The organism is uncultured Adlercreutzia sp., assembly GCF_958431955.1.
Classification (GTDB): Bacteria; Actinomycetota; Coriobacteriia; order Coriobacteriales; family Eggerthellaceae; genus Adlercreutzia.
Map to the genome: position 1 here is coordinate 89,937 of NZ_CAUASN010000004.1, position 20,635 is coordinate 110,571.

17 protein-coding genes are annotated in these 20,635 nt (G+C 65.1%); 1 reads left to right on the forward strand and 16 read right to left on the reverse strand.

What is annotated here, in order from left to right; all coding sequences use genetic code 11:
- Nucleotides 1-14: 14 nt before the first annotated feature.
- The 14 genes from Q5064_RS02530 to Q5064_RS02595 all read right to left on the reverse strand — a co-directional run bounded on the left by Q5064_RS02530 (nucleotide 15) and on the right by Q5064_RS02595 (nucleotide 17,599).
- Nucleotides 15-1,190: an MFS transporter gene (locus Q5064_RS02530; protein ID WP_302962005.1), complete on the reverse strand. Its 1,176-nt coding sequence runs from the start codon at nucleotides 1,188-1,190 to the stop codon at nucleotides 15-17.
- Between the two features lie 29 nt (nucleotides 1,191-1,219).
- Nucleotides 1,220-1,462, reverse strand: coding sequence for an acyl carrier protein (locus tag Q5064_RS02535; RefSeq protein WP_217968718.1), 243 nt, complete (start codon nucleotides 1,460-1,462; stop codon nucleotides 1,220-1,222).
- A gap of 75 nt (nucleotides 1,463-1,537) precedes the next feature.
- Nucleotides 1,538-1,963: a Zn-ribbon domain-containing OB-fold protein gene (locus tag Q5064_RS02540; protein ID WP_217968719.1), complete on the reverse strand. Its 426-nt coding sequence runs from the start codon at nucleotides 1,961-1,963 to the stop codon at nucleotides 1,538-1,540.
- Between the two features lie 12 nt (nucleotides 1,964-1,975).
- Nucleotides 1,976-3,259 carry a thiolase family protein gene (locus tag Q5064_RS02545; RefSeq protein WP_302962007.1) on the reverse strand — a complete coding sequence of 428 codons (1,284 nt, stop codon included), beginning with the start codon at nucleotides 3,257-3,259 and terminating at the stop codon, nucleotides 1,976-1,978.
- Between the two features lie 342 nt (nucleotides 3,260-3,601).
- Nucleotides 3,602-4,285: a PspA/IM30 family protein gene (locus Q5064_RS02550; RefSeq protein WP_302962010.1), complete on the reverse strand. Its 684-nt coding sequence runs from the start codon at nucleotides 4,283-4,285 to the stop codon at nucleotides 3,602-3,604.
- A 126-nt stretch (nucleotides 4,286-4,411) separates the two neighbouring features.
- The gene (locus Q5064_RS02555; RefSeq protein WP_302962012.1) at nucleotides 4,412-5,596 is read right to left on the reverse strand and encodes a hypothetical protein; all 1,185 of its coding nucleotides are present in this window, start codon (nucleotides 5,594-5,596) and stop codon (nucleotides 4,412-4,414) included.
- 185 nt (nucleotides 5,597-5,781) lie between these two features.
- Nucleotides 5,782-6,252 (reverse strand): universal stress protein, encoded by a 471-nt coding sequence (locus Q5064_RS02560; RefSeq protein WP_136435117.1) that lies wholly within the window; start codon nucleotides 6,250-6,252, stop codon nucleotides 5,782-5,784.
- A gap of 441 nt (nucleotides 6,253-6,693) precedes the next feature.
- Entirely contained in the window at nucleotides 6,694-8,346 is a 1,653-nt protein-coding gene (locus Q5064_RS02565) for an AarF/ABC1/UbiB kinase family protein (RefSeq protein ID WP_302962017.1), read from the reverse strand.
- Between the two features lie 390 nt (nucleotides 8,347-8,736).
- On the reverse strand, nucleotides 8,737-9,642 hold the full coding sequence (locus Q5064_RS02570; RefSeq protein WP_302962019.1) for a mechanosensitive ion channel family protein: 906 nt from the start codon (nucleotides 9,640-9,642) through the stop codon (nucleotides 8,737-8,739).
- 537 nt (nucleotides 9,643-10,179) lie between these two features.
- On the reverse strand, nucleotides 10,180-12,165 hold the full coding sequence (gene pknB, locus Q5064_RS02575) for a Stk1 family PASTA domain-containing Ser/Thr kinase (RefSeq protein ID WP_302962020.1): 1,986 nt from the start codon (nucleotides 12,163-12,165) through the stop codon (nucleotides 10,180-10,182).
- Between the two features lie 82 nt (nucleotides 12,166-12,247).
- Nucleotides 12,248-15,031, reverse strand: coding sequence for an FtsW/RodA/SpoVE family cell cycle protein (locus tag Q5064_RS02580; RefSeq protein WP_302962021.1), 2,784 nt, complete (start codon nucleotides 15,029-15,031; stop codon nucleotides 12,248-12,250).
- Between the two features lie 7 nt (nucleotides 15,032-15,038).
- Nucleotides 15,039-16,277 carry a Stp1/IreP family PP2C-type Ser/Thr phosphatase gene (locus Q5064_RS02585; protein ID WP_302962023.1) on the reverse strand — a complete coding sequence of 413 codons (1,239 nt, stop codon included), beginning with the start codon at nucleotides 16,275-16,277 and terminating at the stop codon, nucleotides 15,039-15,041.
- Nucleotides 16,277-16,690: an FHA domain-containing protein gene (locus Q5064_RS02590; RefSeq protein WP_302962025.1), complete on the reverse strand. Its 414-nt coding sequence runs from the start codon at nucleotides 16,688-16,690 to the stop codon at nucleotides 16,277-16,279. The genes Q5064_RS02585 and Q5064_RS02590 overlap by 1 nt, the downstream gene beginning before the upstream one ends.
- A gap of 39 nt (nucleotides 16,691-16,729) precedes the next feature.
- Nucleotides 16,730-17,599, reverse strand: coding sequence for a DUF3662 and FHA domain-containing protein (locus Q5064_RS02595; protein WP_302962026.1), 870 nt, complete (start codon nucleotides 17,597-17,599; stop codon nucleotides 16,730-16,732).
- 193 nt (nucleotides 17,600-17,792) lie between these two features.
- Between Q5064_RS02595 and Q5064_RS02600 the strand changes: the two genes are divergently transcribed.
- Nucleotides 17,793-18,419, forward strand: a complete 627-nt coding sequence (locus Q5064_RS02600; RefSeq protein WP_302962027.1) for a 4Fe-4S single cluster domain-containing protein — start codon at nucleotides 17,793-17,795, stop codon at nucleotides 18,417-18,419.
- A 136-nt stretch (nucleotides 18,420-18,555) separates the two neighbouring features.
- On the opposite strand, the gene Q5064_RS02605 is transcribed toward Q5064_RS02600, so the two are convergent.
- Complete coding sequence (locus tag Q5064_RS02605) at nucleotides 18,556-19,626, reverse strand: cell wall metabolism sensor histidine kinase WalK (protein ID WP_302962028.1); 1,071 nt, start codon at nucleotides 19,624-19,626, stop codon at nucleotides 18,556-18,558.
- A complete protein-coding gene (locus Q5064_RS02610) occupies nucleotides 19,623-20,354 on the reverse strand; it encodes a response regulator transcription factor (protein WP_302962029.1) in 732 nt (243 codons plus the stop codon). The genes Q5064_RS02605 and Q5064_RS02610 overlap by 4 nt, the downstream gene beginning before the upstream one ends.
- Nucleotides 20,355-20,635: the final 281 nt, after the last annotated feature.

Consider the following 20,635-nt stretch of genomic DNA (forward strand, 5'->3'; position numbering starts at 1 on the left):
GTCTCGCTGTCTCGTTAGGCCGCAGAGCTTTCCCCTGCCGCCTTCTTCTTCAGGCTGCTGAAGTAGAGGAACTGAGCGATGACCAGTACGGCGAAAATGATGATGCCGACGTAGAACATACTCGTCACGCCGCCGCCCATGGGAGTCGCCGCCGCGCCGATCCAGTACGGGGAAGTCGCCTGGCCGATAGACTGCGTAGCCGCCATAAGGGCCAAATTGAAAGCCAAGCCCTTAGCCGGAGATGCTTCGGAGACCAGCTGCGACTCGATAGGATTGTAGATGGCAAATCCCAGAGCCACAAACGCCGCCCCGATGCAAACGGTGAGCAGAGACCCGCCGGCCACGATCAGCACGCACCCGATCACGCTCATAAGCGCATTGAACGCGAGCGTCTGATTCTTGAACAACCGCTTCACGGGGAACACGATGAAGCCGCCCACCATGCCAGCCAGCGTGTATACCTGGGAGGCGTTGCCCGCCTCGATAGTGCCACCCAAGCCCGTATCGGAGATGAACATGGAGATGTTGTTATTGAACAGCTGCGTGGCGCCGAAATAGGCGAAGCCGAAAATGCACAGGATAATCACCTCGCGCGGTATCTTCACACGTTCGCCCTTGGCGGTCTTCTCCTCAAGCACGCCCTTAGGCAGGAAGATCAGCTGCAGCACGACGAGCAGAAGCACAACGAAATACCCCAGGTAGGCGTTGTACCACACCTCGGCGCCAAGCATAGAGGCGAGGCTGACATACACAAAGCCACCCAAGCCGACAAACACCGAGCACAGACCGAAAGCTGCTCCTCGCGCATCACCATCGAAGCTGTTCGTGATCAGCGATGCGATGGAGTTCTGAACGCCTCCCATACCAAGGCCCGCCAAGCACGAGGCCACGATGAGCATGGGGAAACTATCGTGCATGAAATACCCCACCAGTCCTGCGAGCACGTAGAAGAGCGAAGCCGCAATGGTACGTACGCGCGGCGTGTAGCGTGTCGCCAACTTCGCCGTAATGAAATTGGCGACGATGGCAAGCAACGACGGAATGGCGACGATCAGCTGCACCGAGGTGATGGGAACGTCGGGGAAGGCCTGAGCGATGCTGGCCAAAACCGGCACGGGAATGATGATGCTCATGATGGTGGCAGTGGCAGCATAAATGCCAATGCCGTCCTTAATATACTGAGCCTTCATGGGAAGGACCCCTTTCACTCAAGCTGCGATTACTCTGCTTCCGAGGCGATGAAGTCGGCGAGTTCGCCGATGGTCTTGTACATGCCGAACTCGGCGAAGGGGATGACAACATCGAACTCGTTCTCAATGACTGCGCACATGCCCATGCGGTCGAGCGACTTGCTGCCAAGTTCCTCGGCGATGTTCGTGTCGGCGGTAATGGCGGCCGCATCCTTGTTGAACACGCGAGCAGCGGCGGCGATAAGCTTGTCAGTCAGTTCCTGGGTAGCCATGGTGGTCCTTCTTTCTCTAAAGGGTTGAACGAAAGGTTACGTTAAGAGCGCCCCACATCGTCGAGGCGCGGACAACTACGCGAGAGCATCCTCATCTACTTCGAACATCACTGTCTTATATCCATCTAGCTGAATGATCTTTGCATGCACGGCAACGGGCAGATTGGCGCGAATCTTTTCAACGTTGTCAGCGTCCACACCGAAAATGGTGGAGTTGAACGAGCAGTTGGGGTCGTCCTCCAGCGCTACCTCGCCGAAGCAGTAGGGGCCAATCTCGGCGAGACGGCCATTCGCATTGAGGGACACGGGAAGGATGGCGCTCTTAAGCACGCCGCGACCGGAAATGGTGGTCCACTCTGTCTCGTGGTAACCGCAGGTGTTGCAAGCATAGTGGGGCGGATACTCGATGGCGCCACATTCGGTGCACTTGCGCGCGTAGATAATCCCCTCCTCAAGGCCGTCGTAGAAGCGCTTCACATTGCGCTCGAGTTTCAAAGTCATGGGAATACCTCCTTAGTCAACGGTACGAAGAATGGATACGCGCACGTTCTGACCGCCGCCGAAGCCGCGCAACATGGCCGTCTTGGGAAGCTTCTTCACCTGATGGTCGCCGGCCTGGCCGCGCATCTGCTTCACCGCCTCGTACACGTCGGCCGCTCCCGAAGCGCCGAATGCGTGACCGTAGGACGTCCGGCCGCCGTTTGTATTGATGGGGCGATCGCCATCGAAGGCCGTCCGGCCCTCCATCACGTACTTCCAGCCCTCGCCTCGCGGCAGATAGCCAACCTCCTCCGCCGCAAGCAACTGGGAGGACAGGATGAAGTCGTTCACCATCAGCAGATCGATTTCCTCAGGCGAGACGCCGGTCATATCGTATACCTGGCGCGCCGCCTCGGCGGTGGCCTTCTTCTCCAGATGGGGAACCATAGACTCCAAGCAGGAGGCGCCAATGCCCAGCACCTCGATAGGCTTCTGCTTGAAACGGTCGGCGATGTCGGTGGCGCACACAATCATGCACACCGCGCCGTCTGCGGCCGGAGCATTGCCCGTCACGCGCAGATACTGGGTAGTCTTAGGATTGAGCGGAGAGCGCAGGTACTCCATGGGATCGTCGAAACCGAAGCGCTGTGCGATCTCTTCGAACGGCGTGCGCTCCAAAGCCAGCGGATTCAGCGCGGCAGCGCGACGCCCTTGATAGGACATCATGTTGAGCACATCATCGACTTCCCGCTCGGTCAGGCCGAACTCCTTGCGATACAGATCGATCCAATCGTCTTGGCCGATGTTTCCGCCACCGAGCGCTCGCGTGTAAGAGCGATCGATGATCGAGTCGAGATCGGGCCAAATATCCTCGGTGGTGATCTGGCGGCGGAAGCATGCGGGCTTCTTTCCGTCGGGCAAGCCCGTTCCCATATCGACGCCACCTGTCAGCACGATATCGTAAGCTCCCGATGCTACGGCCATGACCGCCTGCTCGAGCGCCACATAACCCGTGCAGCAAGCTTCGCTGTGGTGGGTCGACCCGCGGCCACGCATGCCAAACCATTCCGCTACCTGCATGTTAGGGGTAACGGCGTCGTTGAAGAACTTCGGATTCGCTGAACCATGGTAGAAATACTGCACATCGCGCGGCTCAACGCCGGCATCCTCCATGGCCGCCAAAGCCGCATAGCCGAAGCAGTCGCCTTCGGTCAGTCCCAGCAGATCAGGATCTTCGTTGGTGTTCATGAAAGGGGTAGCCCCCACGCCCACGATGGAGACGCTTCGGCTATAGGGCCCCAGCTTTCCCTCGACCATCTTTCCTCCTTGGCTCGATGTTCCAACCTATGGGTACACCATACGGGCCACAGAAGGGCATTCGAAGCACAGCGCAACCGGGGCTGTTCACGATCGCGTGACACATTACTGGAATCTGTTACAGCCTACAGGCTGATCTCCAGGCCAGTACCTACAACTGCTGCACCAGATCTGGAGCGCCGGGAACAGCGGTGGCGCCGTAATCGGAACAGGCGCCAAAGACAGTCATCGACGGCTTGATTTCGGCGGCATCCTGGTCCACCTTGGCCGGAGACTTAAAAAGGGCGGCTTTCCAAGCCGCCCTGAGAGTTCAGCACTTACGAGAAGCCAGAAGGCCCGAGACTACTCCAGGCCCATCTCGCGCTTGAGGCGGGCGAGGTCGTCGTCCACCGCAGCGGTAGCGCCGGCCTCGGCGTACTTCTTGGCCAAATCCTCGGTGGGATCGGCAGGCCTCTCGGACAGCTCGGCCACGGCGTTGGCGCGGTCGAGCATCTCGTCGGCCTTGGCCTCCATGCGGTCGAAGGCGCTGCGAGCCCCCTCGGCGCGATCACCCGCCGAGGTCATCTCATTCACCTTGGACTGGGTCTTCGCCACCGCGGCCTTGGCCTTGATGGCGGCCTTGCGGGCATTCAGCTCCTCGATGTCGGAAACCAGCTTGTCGTGCATCTGGCGCATCTTGTCGGCGTTGGCCTTCGCGCCTTCGTAAGCCACCACGAGCCCCTCGGTGCGGCCGGCCAGTTCCTGCTTCTTCGCCAAGAACACGCGCGCGTCGGCCTCGTTGCCAGCGGCCAGCGCTTTGCGGGCCAGTTCCTCGTACTTCTCCATTTCGGCGTTGTTCTCGTCCACCAGCTTCTTGCAGCGCTTTTCCTCGGCCATCACGCCGGCGGCGGCCTCGCGCACCTCGGCCAGCGACTCGGTCATCTCGCGCAGGTACTGGTCCACCATCTTCTGCGGGTCCTCCGCCTTGTCCAACAGCTCGTTGATGTTCGCCTTCACAATGGAGGTGAAGCGATCGAGAATACCCATGTCGGTCTCCTATCTGGCCCTCGGGCCGAGTTGCCGCCCCTCGCTCGGGGCGGGACGGCCTTGCGGCCCTGGTCGGTTGGCCTCGCTGGAGAGGCCGCTTGCGTCAGCGCCCTCGGGCGCGGAATGCTATTGCGGGCGCGTCGGCTGCACCGGCGGCGCGTCGGATTCCTCGCTCGGGGAGGCGTACTTCTTCTCCAGATCGGCCAATTCGGAGTCGGCAAACGATTCCAACGGCGTGTTCAGGATCTGCTCCATGCGCTCGGCCTCGCGCTGCTGGGCCGCACGACGGCTCCGCGCAATGAGGAATATCACGACGGCCACTATTATCACCGCCGCGCATATCGCGACAATCGGCAGCGGCGAGGGCGTCACCGTCATGATACGATCGGCCGTGTCGCTGAAGGCCTCCGAGAATATCTCCTCCTCGGTCAGGCTCATGTCGTCGTAGTTCTGGCTGAGATAGCTCTTGAAAATCTGGATGGCCTCGTCGTCGAGCACCGAGCCGGTCAGCGCGCCGGCCCAGTACGCGGCATTGAAGCGCCCGTTGCCGTCATCGCAGAACACCAGCACGAAGTGGGCCTGATCGGTGAACAGCTCGTTGTACTTCTCCTCGGCGATGGCTTGCAGCTCCTCATACGAGTGCACCGAGCCGTTCGGCAGGATGTACACATAGGGCTGAATGCCCGTTTCCTCGTAGAAGTGACGCAGGCCGCGTTCAAGCTCGGAGGGGTTATGGATCCAGTCGCCATCCTCGTCGGTGAAATAGCCGGTCTCGGTAGCCGACCCCGCCGGCAGCGCCGTGCGCTCGACCGTAGACGCCGGCACGGCCGCATCGGCACCCGAGCAACTGCCGCCGCCGAGCGCCACCACGAGCAGCAGCACGAGCGCGATAGCCGCCAGCACGACGAACACCGTGCCGCAGCCGCTGTTGGGGGACTTTCCCTGAGGTGTGTTCGGGCCGCCGGAACCGCCGGAGCCAGTCGGGGGCACATTCGGACCACCCGAACCAGGTTGCTGCGGGCCGTTCGACTGGGGCATTTGTGGAGGCATGGAGCCACCGCCGCCGCTACGGCTGGAGCCGATGAGACCGCCGAGAAGGCCGCCCCAGAAGCCGCCGCCCCCACCGTAGTAGCCGCCGGGGTATCCCCCGAAGCCGCCTCCGAAGCTCGGGCCGCCGAAACCGCCGCCCGACCGTCCACCGCGGCCCGAACCTCCGGAGAACCCTCCCCCGAAGCCTCCGCCGCCGCTTCCGAATCCGCCGCCGAAGCCGCCTCCTCCCGAGAAGCCGCCGCCTCCGCCCGATCTGCCCATGCCGAGTCCTTTCCTTAAAGGCGCGATTTTGGCTTGGAATCGACGGTTTTGTTACCGACACCGTGGGTTTCGGGCACGCGGCGTATTATCGCGAGCGCATTTCCCCAGGTGGCGTATTACCAAGTCGCCTTTTCAGGGTCGATCCCGTCACAAAACCGTGTTTTCCAAGCCATTTCGCGCGAAAGTTATTTCACGATGAGCACGGGCACGTTCGTCTTGTGCAGCACCGAGTAGCACACGCTGCCGAGCATGCCGCGCACCGCACCCAGGCCACGGTGGCCCATGACGATGCAGTCGTAGGCGCCCTCGTCGGCATAAGCGGTGATGGAGTCGTGGGGCGAGCCGTTCACCACGGCAATGCCCACACCGGCGGCGTCGCCCACCAAAGGCGCGATGCTCTCAGCAATGGCATCGGTGTCGGCCTTGATGGCCTCGCTCTCCACCTCGGCCATCACGTTCATGTCCATAGCGTCGCCCATGACACCCGACATACGCGAGGCAATCTTGAAGGTCTCGGCGTTGAAGTCGTGCCAGTCCACGACCGACAGCACGGTGATCTGGGCATCGGGCACGCCCGCCGCCAACTCGAGCGCGGCAGTCAGGGCATGCTGGGCCGGTTCGGACTTATCGTAGGGAACGAGAATCTTCTGGTACATGAGGGCCTCCTTACCCTAGGTGCACGGACGCTGCGCCAACGTCGCTCCTCCCGAGAACGGGAAGCAACGCGATTCCCTTGCGAGCCCGGCAGCCGACGCCAAGAGAAGCACCGGTGCCGTGCCGTGCCGTGATGCCGCGCCCCTTGGCGACGCACCGCGCAACGTTTACCCGTCAACTCACAATAACTAAGTCGCAAGGTCATTTTATCACGCGCCGTCCCGCCGCCCGAATGCACGGAAACCTGTAGACGCCGCGTTACCTCCCGTGGAACGGAGGGGAATCGAACCGCCGACGCACCGGGAGCGCCCGCACCTCTCACGTTGCCAGCACGCGGGGAGCGTCCGCTTCTCTCGCGTTGCCGGCGCGCCGAGGCCGCTAGCGCTTCCCTGCAGCACACCGAGAGCGCCGACGCGCGGGCGCGCTAGCACGCGGGTACGCCCCTACCGCGGCTCCTCGTCGTTGAGCAGGCGGTGGCGGGACACCATGATGCGGAACACGGTGTAAGCCCCCAGCACGAAGGCGCCCAGGTAACCGAGTACGCCGAGGAGGGGCACGCCGAGCAGCTGCGGTTGCATGCTCGTAGTGCACAGGATGGACGAGCCCAGAAACAGCCCCGCCGACAGCAGCGCCAACGACAGACGCCCTACCGAGGCGTAGGCCGTGGCCAGAATGCGCGGCGACACCTCGATATCGCCGTTGATCTTGATCTGCCCGCGGTCGACCATCTCCAGCGTGTTCGACAGCTGAGTGGGCAGCTTCGCCAGCGACTCGGCCGACTCGGCGCTGGCAACCAACAGGTCGATGGCGCGGGTGGCGATGAACTTCGGGTCGCCCTGCTGGGCGATCACGTGCTTGGAGACGATCTCGATCACGCTCGTGCTCGGCGAGATCTGCGCGATCACCCCCTCGATGGTCACAAACCCGCGGGCGAGCATGGTCACTGACGAGGTCATCACCATGTTCTGCCCGCGCAAGATCTCGATCACCTCGGTCATCACGGTGCCGACGTTGATATCCTTCATCTCGGCCGTGCTGTACTCGGCCAGAAGCCGCGACAGCGCCTCCAACAGCGCGCCGTGGTCCACCGGCCCGATCACGTGCACGAGCCCCATCACCGCCTCTTTCAGCAGGTAGGCGCTGTTGGTGGCCACCGCCGTGAACGCCTTGCTCACGAGCATCCGCTCCGAGGAGGTAAGCGAGCCCACCATGCCCAGATCGATCCACACCACATCCCCGTCGCGCACGAGAATGTTGCCCGGATGCGGGTCGGCGTGGAAGAACCCGTTGTCGAGCACCTGGGTCACGTAGCTCTGGCACACCCGCCGCGCGAGTGCATCCACGTTGATGCCCTCGGCGCGCAGGGCGGTCGTATCGGAAATCTCGGTGCCCTGAACGAACTCCATCACGAGCACCGACTCGGTGGAATAGGCCGGATAGGCCACCGGCGAGGTCACCCCCTGCTCGTCGGCCAGCTCGCGGTGGAACCTCACGAGGTTGTGCAACTCGGAGGTGAAGTCCACCTCGTTAGCCGTGGTACGCTCAATTTCCTCCACGAACCCCTCGAGCGATAGCAGAATGTCGCGATGGGAGTTGGAGGCGAACTCGCCCAGCGCCAGCAGGTGCTTCATGAGCATGATGTCCTCGGCCATGGACTCGGCCACTCCGGGGCGACGCACCTTCACGGCCACGGTGGTGCCGTCCAGAAGCTGCGCCTTGTGCACCTGCGCAATGGAAGCCGCACCCAGGGGCACCGGATCGATGGAGGAGAACACCTCGTGCCACGATTTCCCATAGGCCCGGTCGATCTGCTCGATCACCTGGTCGAAGGGCATGGGGTTCGCGTCGTCGCGCAGCTTCTCGAAAGCATCGCAGTAGGCCTTCGGCAGCAGGTCGGAGCGGTTCGACGCCAGCTGGCCGATCTTCACGTAGGTGGGGCCGAGGGCCTGCAGCACCTCCACGGCGCGCTCGGGCGTCAGCCCGTGCAGCACGCGGTACTCGCGCATGATGCGCACGATTTCGTTCATGCGCTTGTGCGAGGTCTTGTCCTTCAAGGTGATCTCGGCGACCTTCATGAACTCTTCGAACGTGGCCACGGGCGCCTCCTTTCCGCTCGTTCATACTATCGTGCGGAAAGTGGACCTTGCCGGTGAACTATTGACTTGGAGCCAAGCCGTTGCCGCCCAGAAAAACTGCCCCGAGAAAACCAGGGGAGCGCAGCCAGCCCCCGTCTCCGGGCACAAAAATGCCCCGCCCCCGCCAGAGGATGAACCCACCTCAAAAGGTGGGTGCTCGCATCTGGGCTCCTGGCTTTCGTATCAACAGACACGAATCTCCATTCCACCAGCTTCTAAAGCTCCCTCGTTAAAATACGTCGGTCCATCGCAGTGTATGGCGGGAACAGGACTTGGGCTTAGTATACGACATCGAGCGGGAAGTGAAAGTCTTGACAAAAACTGTTACCAAGGCATTCTCGACTCCGCCAACTATTCCTGGCCCGAAGAGCCCTCCCCGCCTGCCTCTTCAGCTGGTTTTACAGGATCGGCGGATTCAGAAGGCCTGGACGTCTCGGGCACCTTTCCGTCGCGCGGCGCGAACACGTCCATCTCCTCTTCCATGAGGTGGTTGTGCACGTAGGGCGCAATGGCTCGAATGGCCGCATCAGTGGCATGAGACGCCCTGTCGGCATCGGCGATGGTGAAGCTGAGGCTGCCCTTGAAGCCGCGGTCGGTAATAGCGCTGAAGCTCACCTTCGGAGCCTTCTTGATCTTGCTCACCCGCGAGACGGCCTTCTCGGCGGCATCCTCGATGCGGTGGGCGGCGGCCGTCAAGCGCTCGCTGTCGGTGGTCACTACCAGATCGATAGACACCGCGTTCGGCGGCGAGAGCTTCACCACGGCAGTGGAGGTCATCACCGAGTTGGGGATGTTCACCTCGTTGCCCGAGCCGTCGACGATGGTGGTGTAGCGCCACGCCACATCCTGCACCACGCCGCTCACACCCGAGGAGCCCATGCGGATGTTGTCGCCCGGCTCCACACTGCGCGACACGCTCACCTGCAAACCGCCGATGAGGTTCGAGAGCGTATCCTGGAAGCCCAGGGAGATGGCGATGCCCACCACGCCGAGGCCGGTAATCATGGCGCTCACGTTCACGTTGAAGCACACCGACAGCACCACTGCCGCTCCGATGATCCACACCGCCGCGCGCACCAGGTTGATGAAGATGGAGCTCGAGGGCAGAAGGGAGGTCTTGTTCAGAATGCGCCGCATGAACGCCACGGTGATGCGGCACACCAAAAACGTGATCGCGCAGATGATAACCACGCCGAGGAGCGTGGTGAACCAGTCCTCGTGCACGAACTTGTCGAATATGCCTAGCAGCTCTTCCATACCCCCATTATAGGAGCGGCCCCCTTTCCGCAGGAAGAGAGGCGCCCGTCTTCATCGTATCGTTGCAGAAGCTGCGCGGGCGAAAATGAGCCACTCGATTGCGGAAAGTCGCCTCGAGGAGGCAAGTTGCCGGGTCTCGCCCGGCCCTTACCGCAGTGGCCCTCGGAAAAGCGCAGGTCAGGATATCGCCCAGCGATCCCGCTTAGAGCATTCGGAGCTCAGCGGGGCGACTTTCCGCAATCGAGTGGCCTATTTTTCCACCAGAAGCTCCCGAAAGGCGACTTTCCGAAATTTAGCGCCGCTATTTTGCATGGAAGATCGGCGGAATGGCCCCTCGCCCCTCAAGCCCCGAAGGTTTCCCCGCGCGCCCCTGGGGCCCCGAAGCTTTCCCCGCGCGCCTCCGGGGCCCCGAACGCCACCCAGAAACGGGCCCCAAGAGACGAGCAGCCCGCCCCAGATGGGAGGCGGGCTGCTTCTTCTGCCCAGATGTAGGCGGGGCCGACGGGCGCGGCTCGTCGAAAGCTCCGGCTGGCGATACTACTCGGCGGTGGGCGTCGGATTTCCTTCCGAGCCGCCCTGGTTGCCGTCGCCTTCGCCACCGGCGTTGCCGGACTGATCCGGGTTGTCGGGATCGGTCGTCGTGCCGGGGTTGCTCGTGTTGTTGTCGCCGTTGTTGTTGCCGCTGTTACCGCTGTTGCCGTTGTTGTTATTGTTGTTGTCCGGCTTGCTGGGCTCGGGCTCCGGCTCGGGCTCCGGCTCGGGGCCGAGCGAGATGGTGATGGACACCGTGGAGCCGGGCGCCACCTTGTCGTTGAGGGGGTCTTGGCGCATGACCGTGCCCTCCTTCTTGGTGTCGCTGTACTCGCGGGCCTTCACGTCGGCACCGAAGCCCTCGCTCTGGAGCTTCTCGATGGCGTCCTCCTCGGAAAGGCCGATGACGTTCGGCACGCTCGTCAGCTCGCTGCCCTTGGAGAGCACGTACTCGATCTGGGTGCCGGGCTTCTCCATCTCGCCGGCGTTCGGGCTCTGGGAGATGATCTCGCCTTCGGGAACATCCTCGGAATAGGCGCTCTCGCGCAGCACGGCCGTAAAGCCGGCCTCCTTGGCCTTCGCCTTGGCCTGATCCTCGGTGAGGCCCTCCAAGCTGGGCACCTCCACCTCGTCCGGACCGACGGCCACGACGATCTTCACCTCCGAGCCCTTGGGGGCCTGGCCGCCCGAGGGATCCTGCGAGAGCACCGTGCCCTCGTCGGCGTCCTCATTCACCTGCGGATCAACCGCCACGGTGAAACCGGCCTCCTTGAGGGCGAACTCGGCCTCGTCCTGGGTCTTGCCCACCACGTTCGGCACATCAACCGGCTCGTCGGCCGGAGCGCCGCCGCCCGTGGCGAACGCGAAGGCGAGCCCGGCCACCAGCGCCACGGCGAGCACCGCCAGAAGCGCCACGATGATGGGCTTCTTGCTGCTCTTCTTCGGCGGGGCCGCATGATAGCTCTGAGCCGGGAAGCCGCCGGTGGAGGCCGGCGACACCATGCCGCCCATGCCAGCCCCGGCGATGCCGGGCATGGCCTGGGTGCCCTCGATGCCGCCCATGATAGCGGTGGCCGCGGCGGTGTTCACGCCCACGGGCGCGCCCATCATCTGAGTGCGGGCGCTCGTGAAGCCGGCGCCGCCCGGCAGCGTGACGGGGCGGCCGGCCAGGTAGTCGTTCAGGGCCATGCGCATGTCGTTGGCCGTGGCGAAGCGGTCGGCCGGGTTCTTCGCGAGGGCCACCATGATGATGTCCTCGAGATCAGGGTCGATGTCCGGGTTGATGGACGACGGCGGCGCCGGCTCGTCCTTCACCTGCTGCATGGCCACCGACACGGCGTCGGGTCCGTCGAAGGGAAGGCGCCCGGTGGCGGCCTCGTACAGCACAATGCCGAGCGAGTAGATATCGCTTGCGGCGGTGAGATCCTTGCCCTGGGCCTGCTCCGGCGAGATGTAGTGCGCGGTGCCGAGCACGGCGGAGGTCTTGTCGTTCACGGAGTTCTTCGCCCGGGCGATGCCGAAGTCCATCACCTTCACGTTGCCGTCGGGCTGCACCATGATGTTCTGCGGCTTGATGTCGCGGTGGATGATATCCTGGTTGTGGGCCACGGTGAGGGCCTGGCACACCTGGGAGCCGATCTCGGCGGCCTTGCGCTGGTTGATGGCGCCGCGCTGCTGGATGGCCGTCTTCAGGTCGGATCCGCGCACGAACTCCATGACGATGTAGTAGGTGCCGTCGTCCTGGCCCCAGTCGTACACGTTCACGATATAGGGGCTCTGCAGGTTCGCGGCGGCGGCGGCCTCCTGGCGGAAACGCTGGGTGAAGGAAGGGTCGGCGGCGAACTGGGGCAGCATCACCTTCACAGCCACCACGCGGCCCAAGGTGCTGTCCTGGGCCCGGTAGACCTCGGCCATGCCGCCGATGCCGATGCGATCCTTTATTTCATAACGGCCACTGAAAACCTTGCCCGTCATTGTTCCCTGTCCGGTCACTATCGATACTCCTTAACGTTCCACGTACTGGTGCGTTTGCTTGTGCGTTTTCGTGCGGACTCGCATGAGTCTTTTCATTGTACTATAGCGCCCCCACGACTTCGAGAGCCGTCTCCATAACGTCATGGGCAGCGGCGGCACCGGCGCCCGATTCGCCGCGCTCGATGGCCACGGCCACTACGACCTTCGGGTCGTCGGCCGGAGCGAGCCCCACGAACCAGCTGTCGTCGTCGCCGTCGCCGCGCTCGTGGGTGCCCGTCTTGCCGGCCACGTCCACCCCGTCGATGGCGGCCTTCCCGCCGGTGCCCTCGAGCACCACGCCGCGCATGACCTCGATTTCGTCGGCGGCCGTGGCGGCGTCGATGGCCTGCTTCAGCTTCACGGGAAGGGGTGTGAAGCCGCGCTCCCCGTTGGCGTTGTAGATACCGTCCACCAAATAGGGTTGCATGATGGCGCCCTCGTTGGCGATAGCGCAGCCCACCAGGCACATCTCCATAACCGTGGCCTGGGGACCGGCCGGGCTCTCGTGCTCGCCCACCGGCTCGCCGCACGCGGCCCACGCCGTCTCCCACTCGGTCATCTCGGCCGGGTCGGGCATGAGGGAGGTGGCCAGGGGCAGGTCGAAGTCGATGTCCTGGTTGAAGCCGAAGCTGCACGCCATGTTCACGAGCAGATCGGCGCCCAGCTGCACGCCCACCTGGCCGAACACGGTATTCGACGAGTACCACATGGCCTGGGCCAGGGTGATCTTGCCGTAGCTGCGCTTCTTCACGTTGGTCACCGGCGCGTTGCCGAGCTCGATCTCGCCGGGCGAGTCGTACTCGGTGTCCTCCGTGGCGATGCCGTCCTGCAGCGCCGCGGCCAAGGTGACCATCTTGAAGGTGGAGCCCGGGGCGTAGAGCGCCTGGGTGGCGCGGTTGTACAGCTCGGAGGAGTCGCTGGCGTTCTCGGCCGCGTTCGTGAGCAGCTCCTCGTAGTTCGCGGCGTCGTAGGTGGGAGAGGAGGCCAGCGCGTACACGGCGCCCGTCTCCGGATTCATGGCCACGATGGCGCCCACCTGGCCCTCCAGGGCGTCCTGGGCCGCCTGCTGGATGCGCGAGTCGATGGTGAGGGTCACGTCGTTGCCCTTGGTCTGGATGCCCGCAAGCGAGTTCACCACGTCGGTGAAGCTGGCGTAGTTCTGCTCGCCGCGCAGCGCGTCGTTGTAGGCCGCCTCGATACCGGCGGTGCCGAAGCGCTGGGAGGTGTAGCCCACCACGTGCGCCGCCAGCGTGCCAGCCGGATACTCGCGCACGTAGCTGCCGTCCTCCTGCAGTACCGAGGTCGCGAGCACCACGCCGTCCACCGTGGAGATGGTTCCGCGCTCCATCTTGGCCTCGCGGGCGATGGTGTGGTTGTTGCTCGCCATGTTCTGGTACTCCGGCGCCTTGATGATCATGAGGTACGTGAGGTTCGCCACCAGCACGGCGAACAACAGCGAGAAGATCATCATGGTGCCCGTCAGGCGCTTGCCGAGGGCCACGCGCCCGAGCACGGCGTCGGCTCCGTGGGTGCCGATGGCGCCGGTCTGGCGCATCTCCTCGCCCACGCCCGTGCCCTCGTCGCCGCAGCGCAGCAGGAAGGCCACGATCATGAAGCTGGCGATGAGCGACGAGCCGCCCTGGCTGACGAAGGGCAGCGTGATGCCCGTCAGGGGGATGAGCCGCGTCACGCCGCCGACGATGATGAAGGCCTGCAGCACGATGATCGAGGTGAGACCCACGGCCATAAACGAGCTGACGTCGGATTTCGCCCGGGCCGCCGTCACGATGCCGCGGATGGCGAAGCACAGGTACAGAAGCAGCAGTCCCGCCGCGCCCATAAGGCCCGTCTCCTCGGCGATGACGGGGAAGATGAAGTCGCTCTCGGCGACGGGGATGCCGCCCGAGGCGACCGGCTCGCCGCCCATGCCGCGGCCGATGCCCGTGCCGAACAGGTCGCCGTCGGCCATGGAGAACAGCGACTGCACGAGCTGGAAGCCGCCGCCCTGGGCCGCCGCGAAGGGGTCGAGCCAGATGCTCACGCGGGTCTGCACATGCCCCATCATGAAGTACAGCGCCACGGCGGCCACGGCGGCCAGGCCGATGGACGCCACGAGGTAGAGCTTCTTGCCCGTGGCCACGTACAGCATGATGACGAACACGCTGAACAGCACGAGCGCGAGACCGAGGTCCTTCTCCAGCACCACCACGATGAAGGCGAGCGCCCACATCACGATGAGCGGCAGGAGCGTCGGCAAGCTCGGCAGGTTGAAGGGCCCCACCTTCTGGGTGAACACCGACAGCATCTCGCGGTTGGCCGCCAGATAGGCCGCGATGAAGAACACGATGAGTATCTTCGCGATCTCTCCCGGCTGGAACGAGAAGGGCCCGAGGCGCAGCCACAGCTGGCCGCCGCCCGACTCCTCGCCGATGACGGGGAGCATGGGCGAGAGCAGCAGCAGAATGCCGAGCACCATGAGGGTGTACTTGTAGTTCGCGAGCTTATCGAGATTGCGCACCACCGCGAGCACCACCACCATCACCGCCACGGCGGCGAACAACCAGATGACCTGGCGCACCGCCAGATCGGGCACGATGCGCGTCACGAAGGCGATGCCGATGCCCGACAGCGCGAAGGAGATGGGGAGGATGGCCGGGTCGGCGGCCGGGGCCAGCCAGCGCACGGCGATGTGGGCCACCACGAACGCCGCGAAGATGCCGAGCGGCACCCCCAGGGTGTTCACGGAAAGCTCCTGGCCGCCCGTGACCACCATCATCGCGAACAGCACGATGACGATGGGCGAGGCGATGACCAAGAGCAGCAGCTCTATGTTGCGGCGCGTCATGGGGCGATCACCTCGTCGCGGTGGCGGGCTCGTCGTTGGAGGCGCCGCCCGCGGAGCCGCCAGCGGAGGCGTCGGCATCCGGGCCCGCAGAGCCCGCAGCCCCGGCGGAGTCGCCGCCTGCGGCAGGGCTCGCGCCGCCGGCGGAGCCAGCAGCTGCAGCGGGCTCGCGGGCGGCGGCGATCTCCGCCTCGTACTCGGCCACGAGGTGCTCGGCGTCTTCCACGCTTCCCACCTTGATGGTCTCCTCGCGCAGGCGGTTTGCCACGCCCGGCTGCAGCTCGTCGGTGGCCACGTCGGTCACGCGCACGAGCTTGTGGGCGGAAAAGCCGAACACTTCCCCGGGAACTCCCTGGTAGATGGCCACCTTTCCGTTCTCCTCCACCAGGTAGGCGGAGTTGGTCGCCAGGTAGTTGAAGCCGTAGGCGCAGCCGGCCAGAATGGCCAGCAGCAGCACGATGAGCATCACGGCCGTCACGCGCGAGCGGCGCGTCATCTTCCGACGGCGCTGCTCGGCCAGGCCCGTCACGTCCACCACGATGACGGTCACGTTGTCGTAGCCGCCCAGGCCGTTCGCTTCGTTCACCAGCTGCGCCGCGCAGCGCTGCGGGTCGGAGACGTCGGCGAGCGTCTTCTCTATCTGATCGTCCTCCAACATGGTGGACAGGCCGTCGGAGCACAGCAGCAGCCGGTCACCCGTCTCCACGTTGATCTCGAACAGGTCGGGCTGGGTGCGCGGATCGCTGCCCAGGGCGCGGGTGATGACCGAGCGCTGCGGATGCACGCGGGCCTCGGCCTCGGTGATCTGCCCAGCCTCCACCAAGTCGGCCACGAGCGAGTGGTCGCGGGTGAGCTGCTGCAGCTTGCCGTGGTGCAGCAGGTAGGCCCGCGAGTCGCCCACCTGGGCGAGCACGAGGCGCTCCTTCTCCAGAATGGCGGCGGTGCAGGTGCAGCCCATACCCGCCCGTCCCACGCCCTCGCGGGCGGCCTTGATGACGGCCAGGTTCGCCTCTTCCACGGCCTGGCCGAGGGCGGCGGCGTCGGCATGCTCGGGAGCGCGGGCGGCCACCACGTCGACGGCTATCTCGGAGGCCACCTCGCCGGCGGCGTGCCCTCCCATGCCGTCGCACACCACGTACAGCGGCGGGGCGACGACAAGGGAATCCTCGTTGTGGTCGCGCACGCAGCCGACGTCGGTGCGGCTGCCGAACGTGGAGTTGGCCTTCTTGCGGCCCTTCGCGCGCGCCATTACTGGTGCCTCACGCGAATGTCGACGTCGCCGATGGTGACCATGTCCTTGTCGCGCAGGGCCACCGGGTCGTGGACGGGCCGGCCGTTGACCGCCGTGCCGTTCTTCGACCCCAGGTCCTCAACGAACAGGTTCTGCCCCATCAGCTGGAAGCGGGCGTGGCGACCCGACACGTAGCCGGCGCCGATGACGATATCGGCCCCCGGCGAGCGGCCTACGATAACGGGGCCGTGCACGGCGATGCACACGCCGCGCAGCTCCTTGGGGCCGTGCTCCACCGACACCGTCCAGGTGCGCTCCTTCTTGCGGGAGCCCTTCACCATGCCGATGCCCGTGCGCATGATGGCGAATAGGAACAGATACAGCAGCGCCACGAACAACAGGCGCGCGATAAGCAGTACGAGATCGATCACCGGAAATCCTCCTTAGCTCGTATGGCCGCGGGCGCGCGGCTAGATGAGCTGGAATTCGAGGTTGGTGGTGCCCACGATGATGCGGTCGGCATCGGAGAGCGCCGTGGACTTGATCTGGCGCCCGTTCACGAAGGTGCCGTTGGTGGAGCCTAAATCGGTGAGGATCCACGCGCCCGACTCGTCCTGGCGGATTTCCGCATGCACGCGCGACACGTTGATGTCGGGGATGACGATGTCGTTCTTCGACTCGCGGCCGATGGTCTCGGCGTCGCCTGGCAGGGTGAAGGCGCGGTCATTGGTGATGTCGTAGATGTAGGCCTGGCGCGGCGCCTCGTCGGCGAGGTAGTCCTCGTAGCCGTAGTCGTCGGCCGGGACCGCGTTGAAGTTCATGGTCTGGGGCGCGGCGGCCGCGGGGGCCGGCGCCGGGGCGGGCGCCTGGTAGCCGTAGCCGGCGGCGGGAGCGGCGGCGCGGGCCGGGCCGCCCTGGTTCAGGATGCCGTAGCGGGCGTATTCCTCCTGACGCAGCTGCTCGACGAGCGGGGAGGCCACCATCTCGGCGATGACGTCGAACTTGCCGTGACGCAAATCATCGTCCACGATGAAGCGCACGAGGGGCTGGCCGTCCATGACGAGGCCCGACTCGGCGGCCTTGGCGGACAGATAGGTCTCGGTCTCGCCGGCGAGCGTGGGGTAATAGCCCAGAAGGCGCCGATCGTCGTCGGCGTTCACGAGCACGGTGTAGAGCGTGGGGGCATACTGCTTGCCTGCGCCGACCATCTTCTCGCGGCGCATCTGCTTCTCGGCCTTCTTGGCAATCTGGACGGGAGACAGCGGGGCCGCGCCCATGCGGTCGGCGGCACCTTCCACGGTGTCTTCCATTCTGCCCTCGAACCTTGAGAGGAGTCCCATGTGCTTCTCCTTGTGTCTACCATGTTTAAGCTGCGACTAAATGCACATCGGTACATTTTGCCATAAACCCTTCGTCGCTTGGTCAACAAGCCGCCAACCTTACGCAATCGTCACAGGGGAGCGGCTATAATGATGCCCCGCACGCGAGACGAAGATGCCGGGCCGCAAGGCCCGCGCGATGAGCGAGGATCCTATGAGCGACGTGAACGACCTGACCATATCCCTGTTCGGCACCGTGCCCGACTCCATTGTGGACGGGCCGGGGCTGCGCTACGCCGTGTTCGTGCAGGGCTGCTCTCATGGCTGCCCGGGATGCCACAACCCCGAGAGCCAGCCGGCCGAGGGCGGCACGGAAACCGCGCTGGCCGACCTGCTGGCCGACATCGAGGCGAACGGCCTCGTGCACGACGTGACCCTCTCGGGCGGCGAGCCCTTTGAGCAGCCGGTCGCCTGCGCCGCCCTGGCCCGCGCGCTGAAGGAGCGCGGCTACGGCGTGTGGTCGTTTACCGGCTACCTGTACGAGGATCTGCTGCGCCGGGCCGAGGCCGCCCGCGCCGAGCGCGCGCGACGCGAGGAGGCCGGCGTTGCCGGCGAAGTGCTGACCGAGGGCATCGCCGATGATCTGGCCGTGGGAGATTTGCTGGACGCCATCGACGTGCTCGTGGACGGCCCCTTCGTGGAGGCCCGCAAGTCGCTGGAGCTGAAGTGGTGCGGGTCTTCCAACCAGCGCCTCATCGACGTGCCCGCCACCCGCCGCACCGGCGCCATCACCCTCTGGCAACCCGCCGGCTTCACCCTGGAGAAGCCCTCAAACTGGTAGCGCGAGGCTACTCCGAGGCAGGGGACACGCCACTTTCTCAAAAGAGTGAAACGTAGCGCAGGGGGAATTTCACTATCAGAGTAACAGGGAGTCTCACAGCGGGAAGGACAGTCGCGAAAAACTTGCCGACGCCCCGCTAATCGGAAGCCGCTGGGAAACGGAGCGTGAAGGTGGCTCCCTCGCCCTCCTCGCCGCCAACGTCGATGGTGCCGCCGTGGCGCTGCACGCCGTGCTTCACGATGGCGAGGCCCAGCCCGGTGCCGCCCGTTTCCTTCGAGCGGCTCTTCTCCAGGCGGTAGAAGCGCTCGAACACCTTCTCGCGTTTCGCCTCGGGAATACCGGGGCCGTCGTCGGCCACGCGCACGGTGGCGGCATCGGGGCTGCTGCCCACCTCTACCCACACGTGGCCGCCCTGATCGTTGTAGCGGATGGCGTTCTCGATGAGGTTGTAGAGCATCTGCTCCATAAGCCCCTCGTTGCCCATCACCGTGGCCGGCGCGCCTTCCACCTGCACGCTCACGTCGCGCTCATCGGCGAGCTTCGCCAGGCGCTCGGCGGCGCGTTGGGCCACGCCGAGCACCTCCACCGGCGTGGCGGTGGCCGCATCGGGCGGCAGCTCATCGAGCCGGGAGAGCGTGAGCACATCGTCGATGAGCGCGCGCATGGCCTGGGATTCCTGATGGATGAGCCCGGCGAACCGCGGCACATCCTCAGGGGGCACCAGGCCGTTCTCCATGAGCTCGGCGTAGCCGGAGATCACCTGGAGCGGCGTTTTCATCTCGTGGGACACGTTGGCCGAGAAGTCGCGGCGCATGCTCTCGGCCCGGGCGAGCTCCTCGTTCTGGGCGCGCAAGGTGCGCTGCTGGGAGTCGATGCGGGCGAGCAGCGGGCGCATCTCGGCGTACACCGGCACCTTCCACGGGTCGGCCGGATCCACCTCGTCGAGCGGCCGCATAATGCTGGCGGTCAGCGCGCGGGACACGGCGAAGGCAAGCGCCACGCCCACGATGAGCGTCGCCACCACGCACACGGTCAGATCGCCGCCGAAGAAGTCGGCCATGACGGCCGCGGAGTTGGGCACTTGCATCATCGTGGCATAGAAGATGCCCGCGAACATGAGCGTGAGCAGCACAATGCCCCCGATGGTGAGGGCGAGCACGCTGCGCAGAATGCGCCCGGACAGGCTCGGGGCAACAGGGGCGCTCATAGGGAAACCTCCCTCAGCCGGTACCCGACGCCGCGGACGGTGCCGATGGACTCCTCAGCCCCGGGCGATGCGGCGGCGAGTTTCTTGCGGAGAGTCTTCACGTGCATGTCCACCGTGCGCGTCTCGCCGACGAAGCTTACGCCCCACACGCGCTCGAGAAGCTGCTCGCGGGTGAGCACGCGGCCTTTGTTCTCCAGCAGGACGCGCAGCAGGTCGAACTCCTTGCGGGTGAGGGGCAGCTCCACCCCCGCCGCGCTCGCCGTGCGGGCCTCGGGAGACAGGGCGATGGGGCCGCAAACAAGTTGGCCGGCGGCCTCGGCCGGTGCCTGCCGCGTTCCCTGGGCCGGCCGCGCGGCACGGCGCAGAAGCGCGTTCACCCGTGAGACGAGCTCCATCATGCCGAAGGGCTTCGCCAGGTAATCGTCGGCTCCGGCATCGAGCCCCGTCACCTTGTCGAACTCGGTGCCCTTGGCCGTGAGCATCATGACGGGGATGTTCTCAGTAGCCGCATTCGCGCGCAGCTGCCCCACGAGGTCCAGGCCGCTCTCCCCCGGCAGCATGATGTCCAGTAACGCCGCCGCCGGCGGCTCGGCGCGACACGCTTCCACGAAGCCCGTGCCATCGGGAAAGGCCCGCACCTCGAAACCGGCCTGACGCAGCGCGTAGCTCGTCAGATCGCGGATGTGCTCGTCGTCTTCCACATAATATATGAGCGCCGGTGCGACCATGGGAATCCTTTCTCGTCTGCGTGCCGCATTGTATATCATGCCGCAAACACGAAGAAGGTGGCGCCCCGACTCGTCAATAATCTGACGGGGCTCCACCTTCTTAAGAACAGATCGTGCGCAGCGTGCCGGCCGGCCAAGCCCCCGGGCGCCAACTCAGAACATGCCGAGGGGCTGCCACCGAAAGTCGCGGCGGTCACCCGCCAGCGAGCCTTAGGCCGCGGCGGTGTCGGGGGCGAAGGGCGCCTCCGTCACGGGGTTGCGCGGGCGGCGGGGGCGGCGCG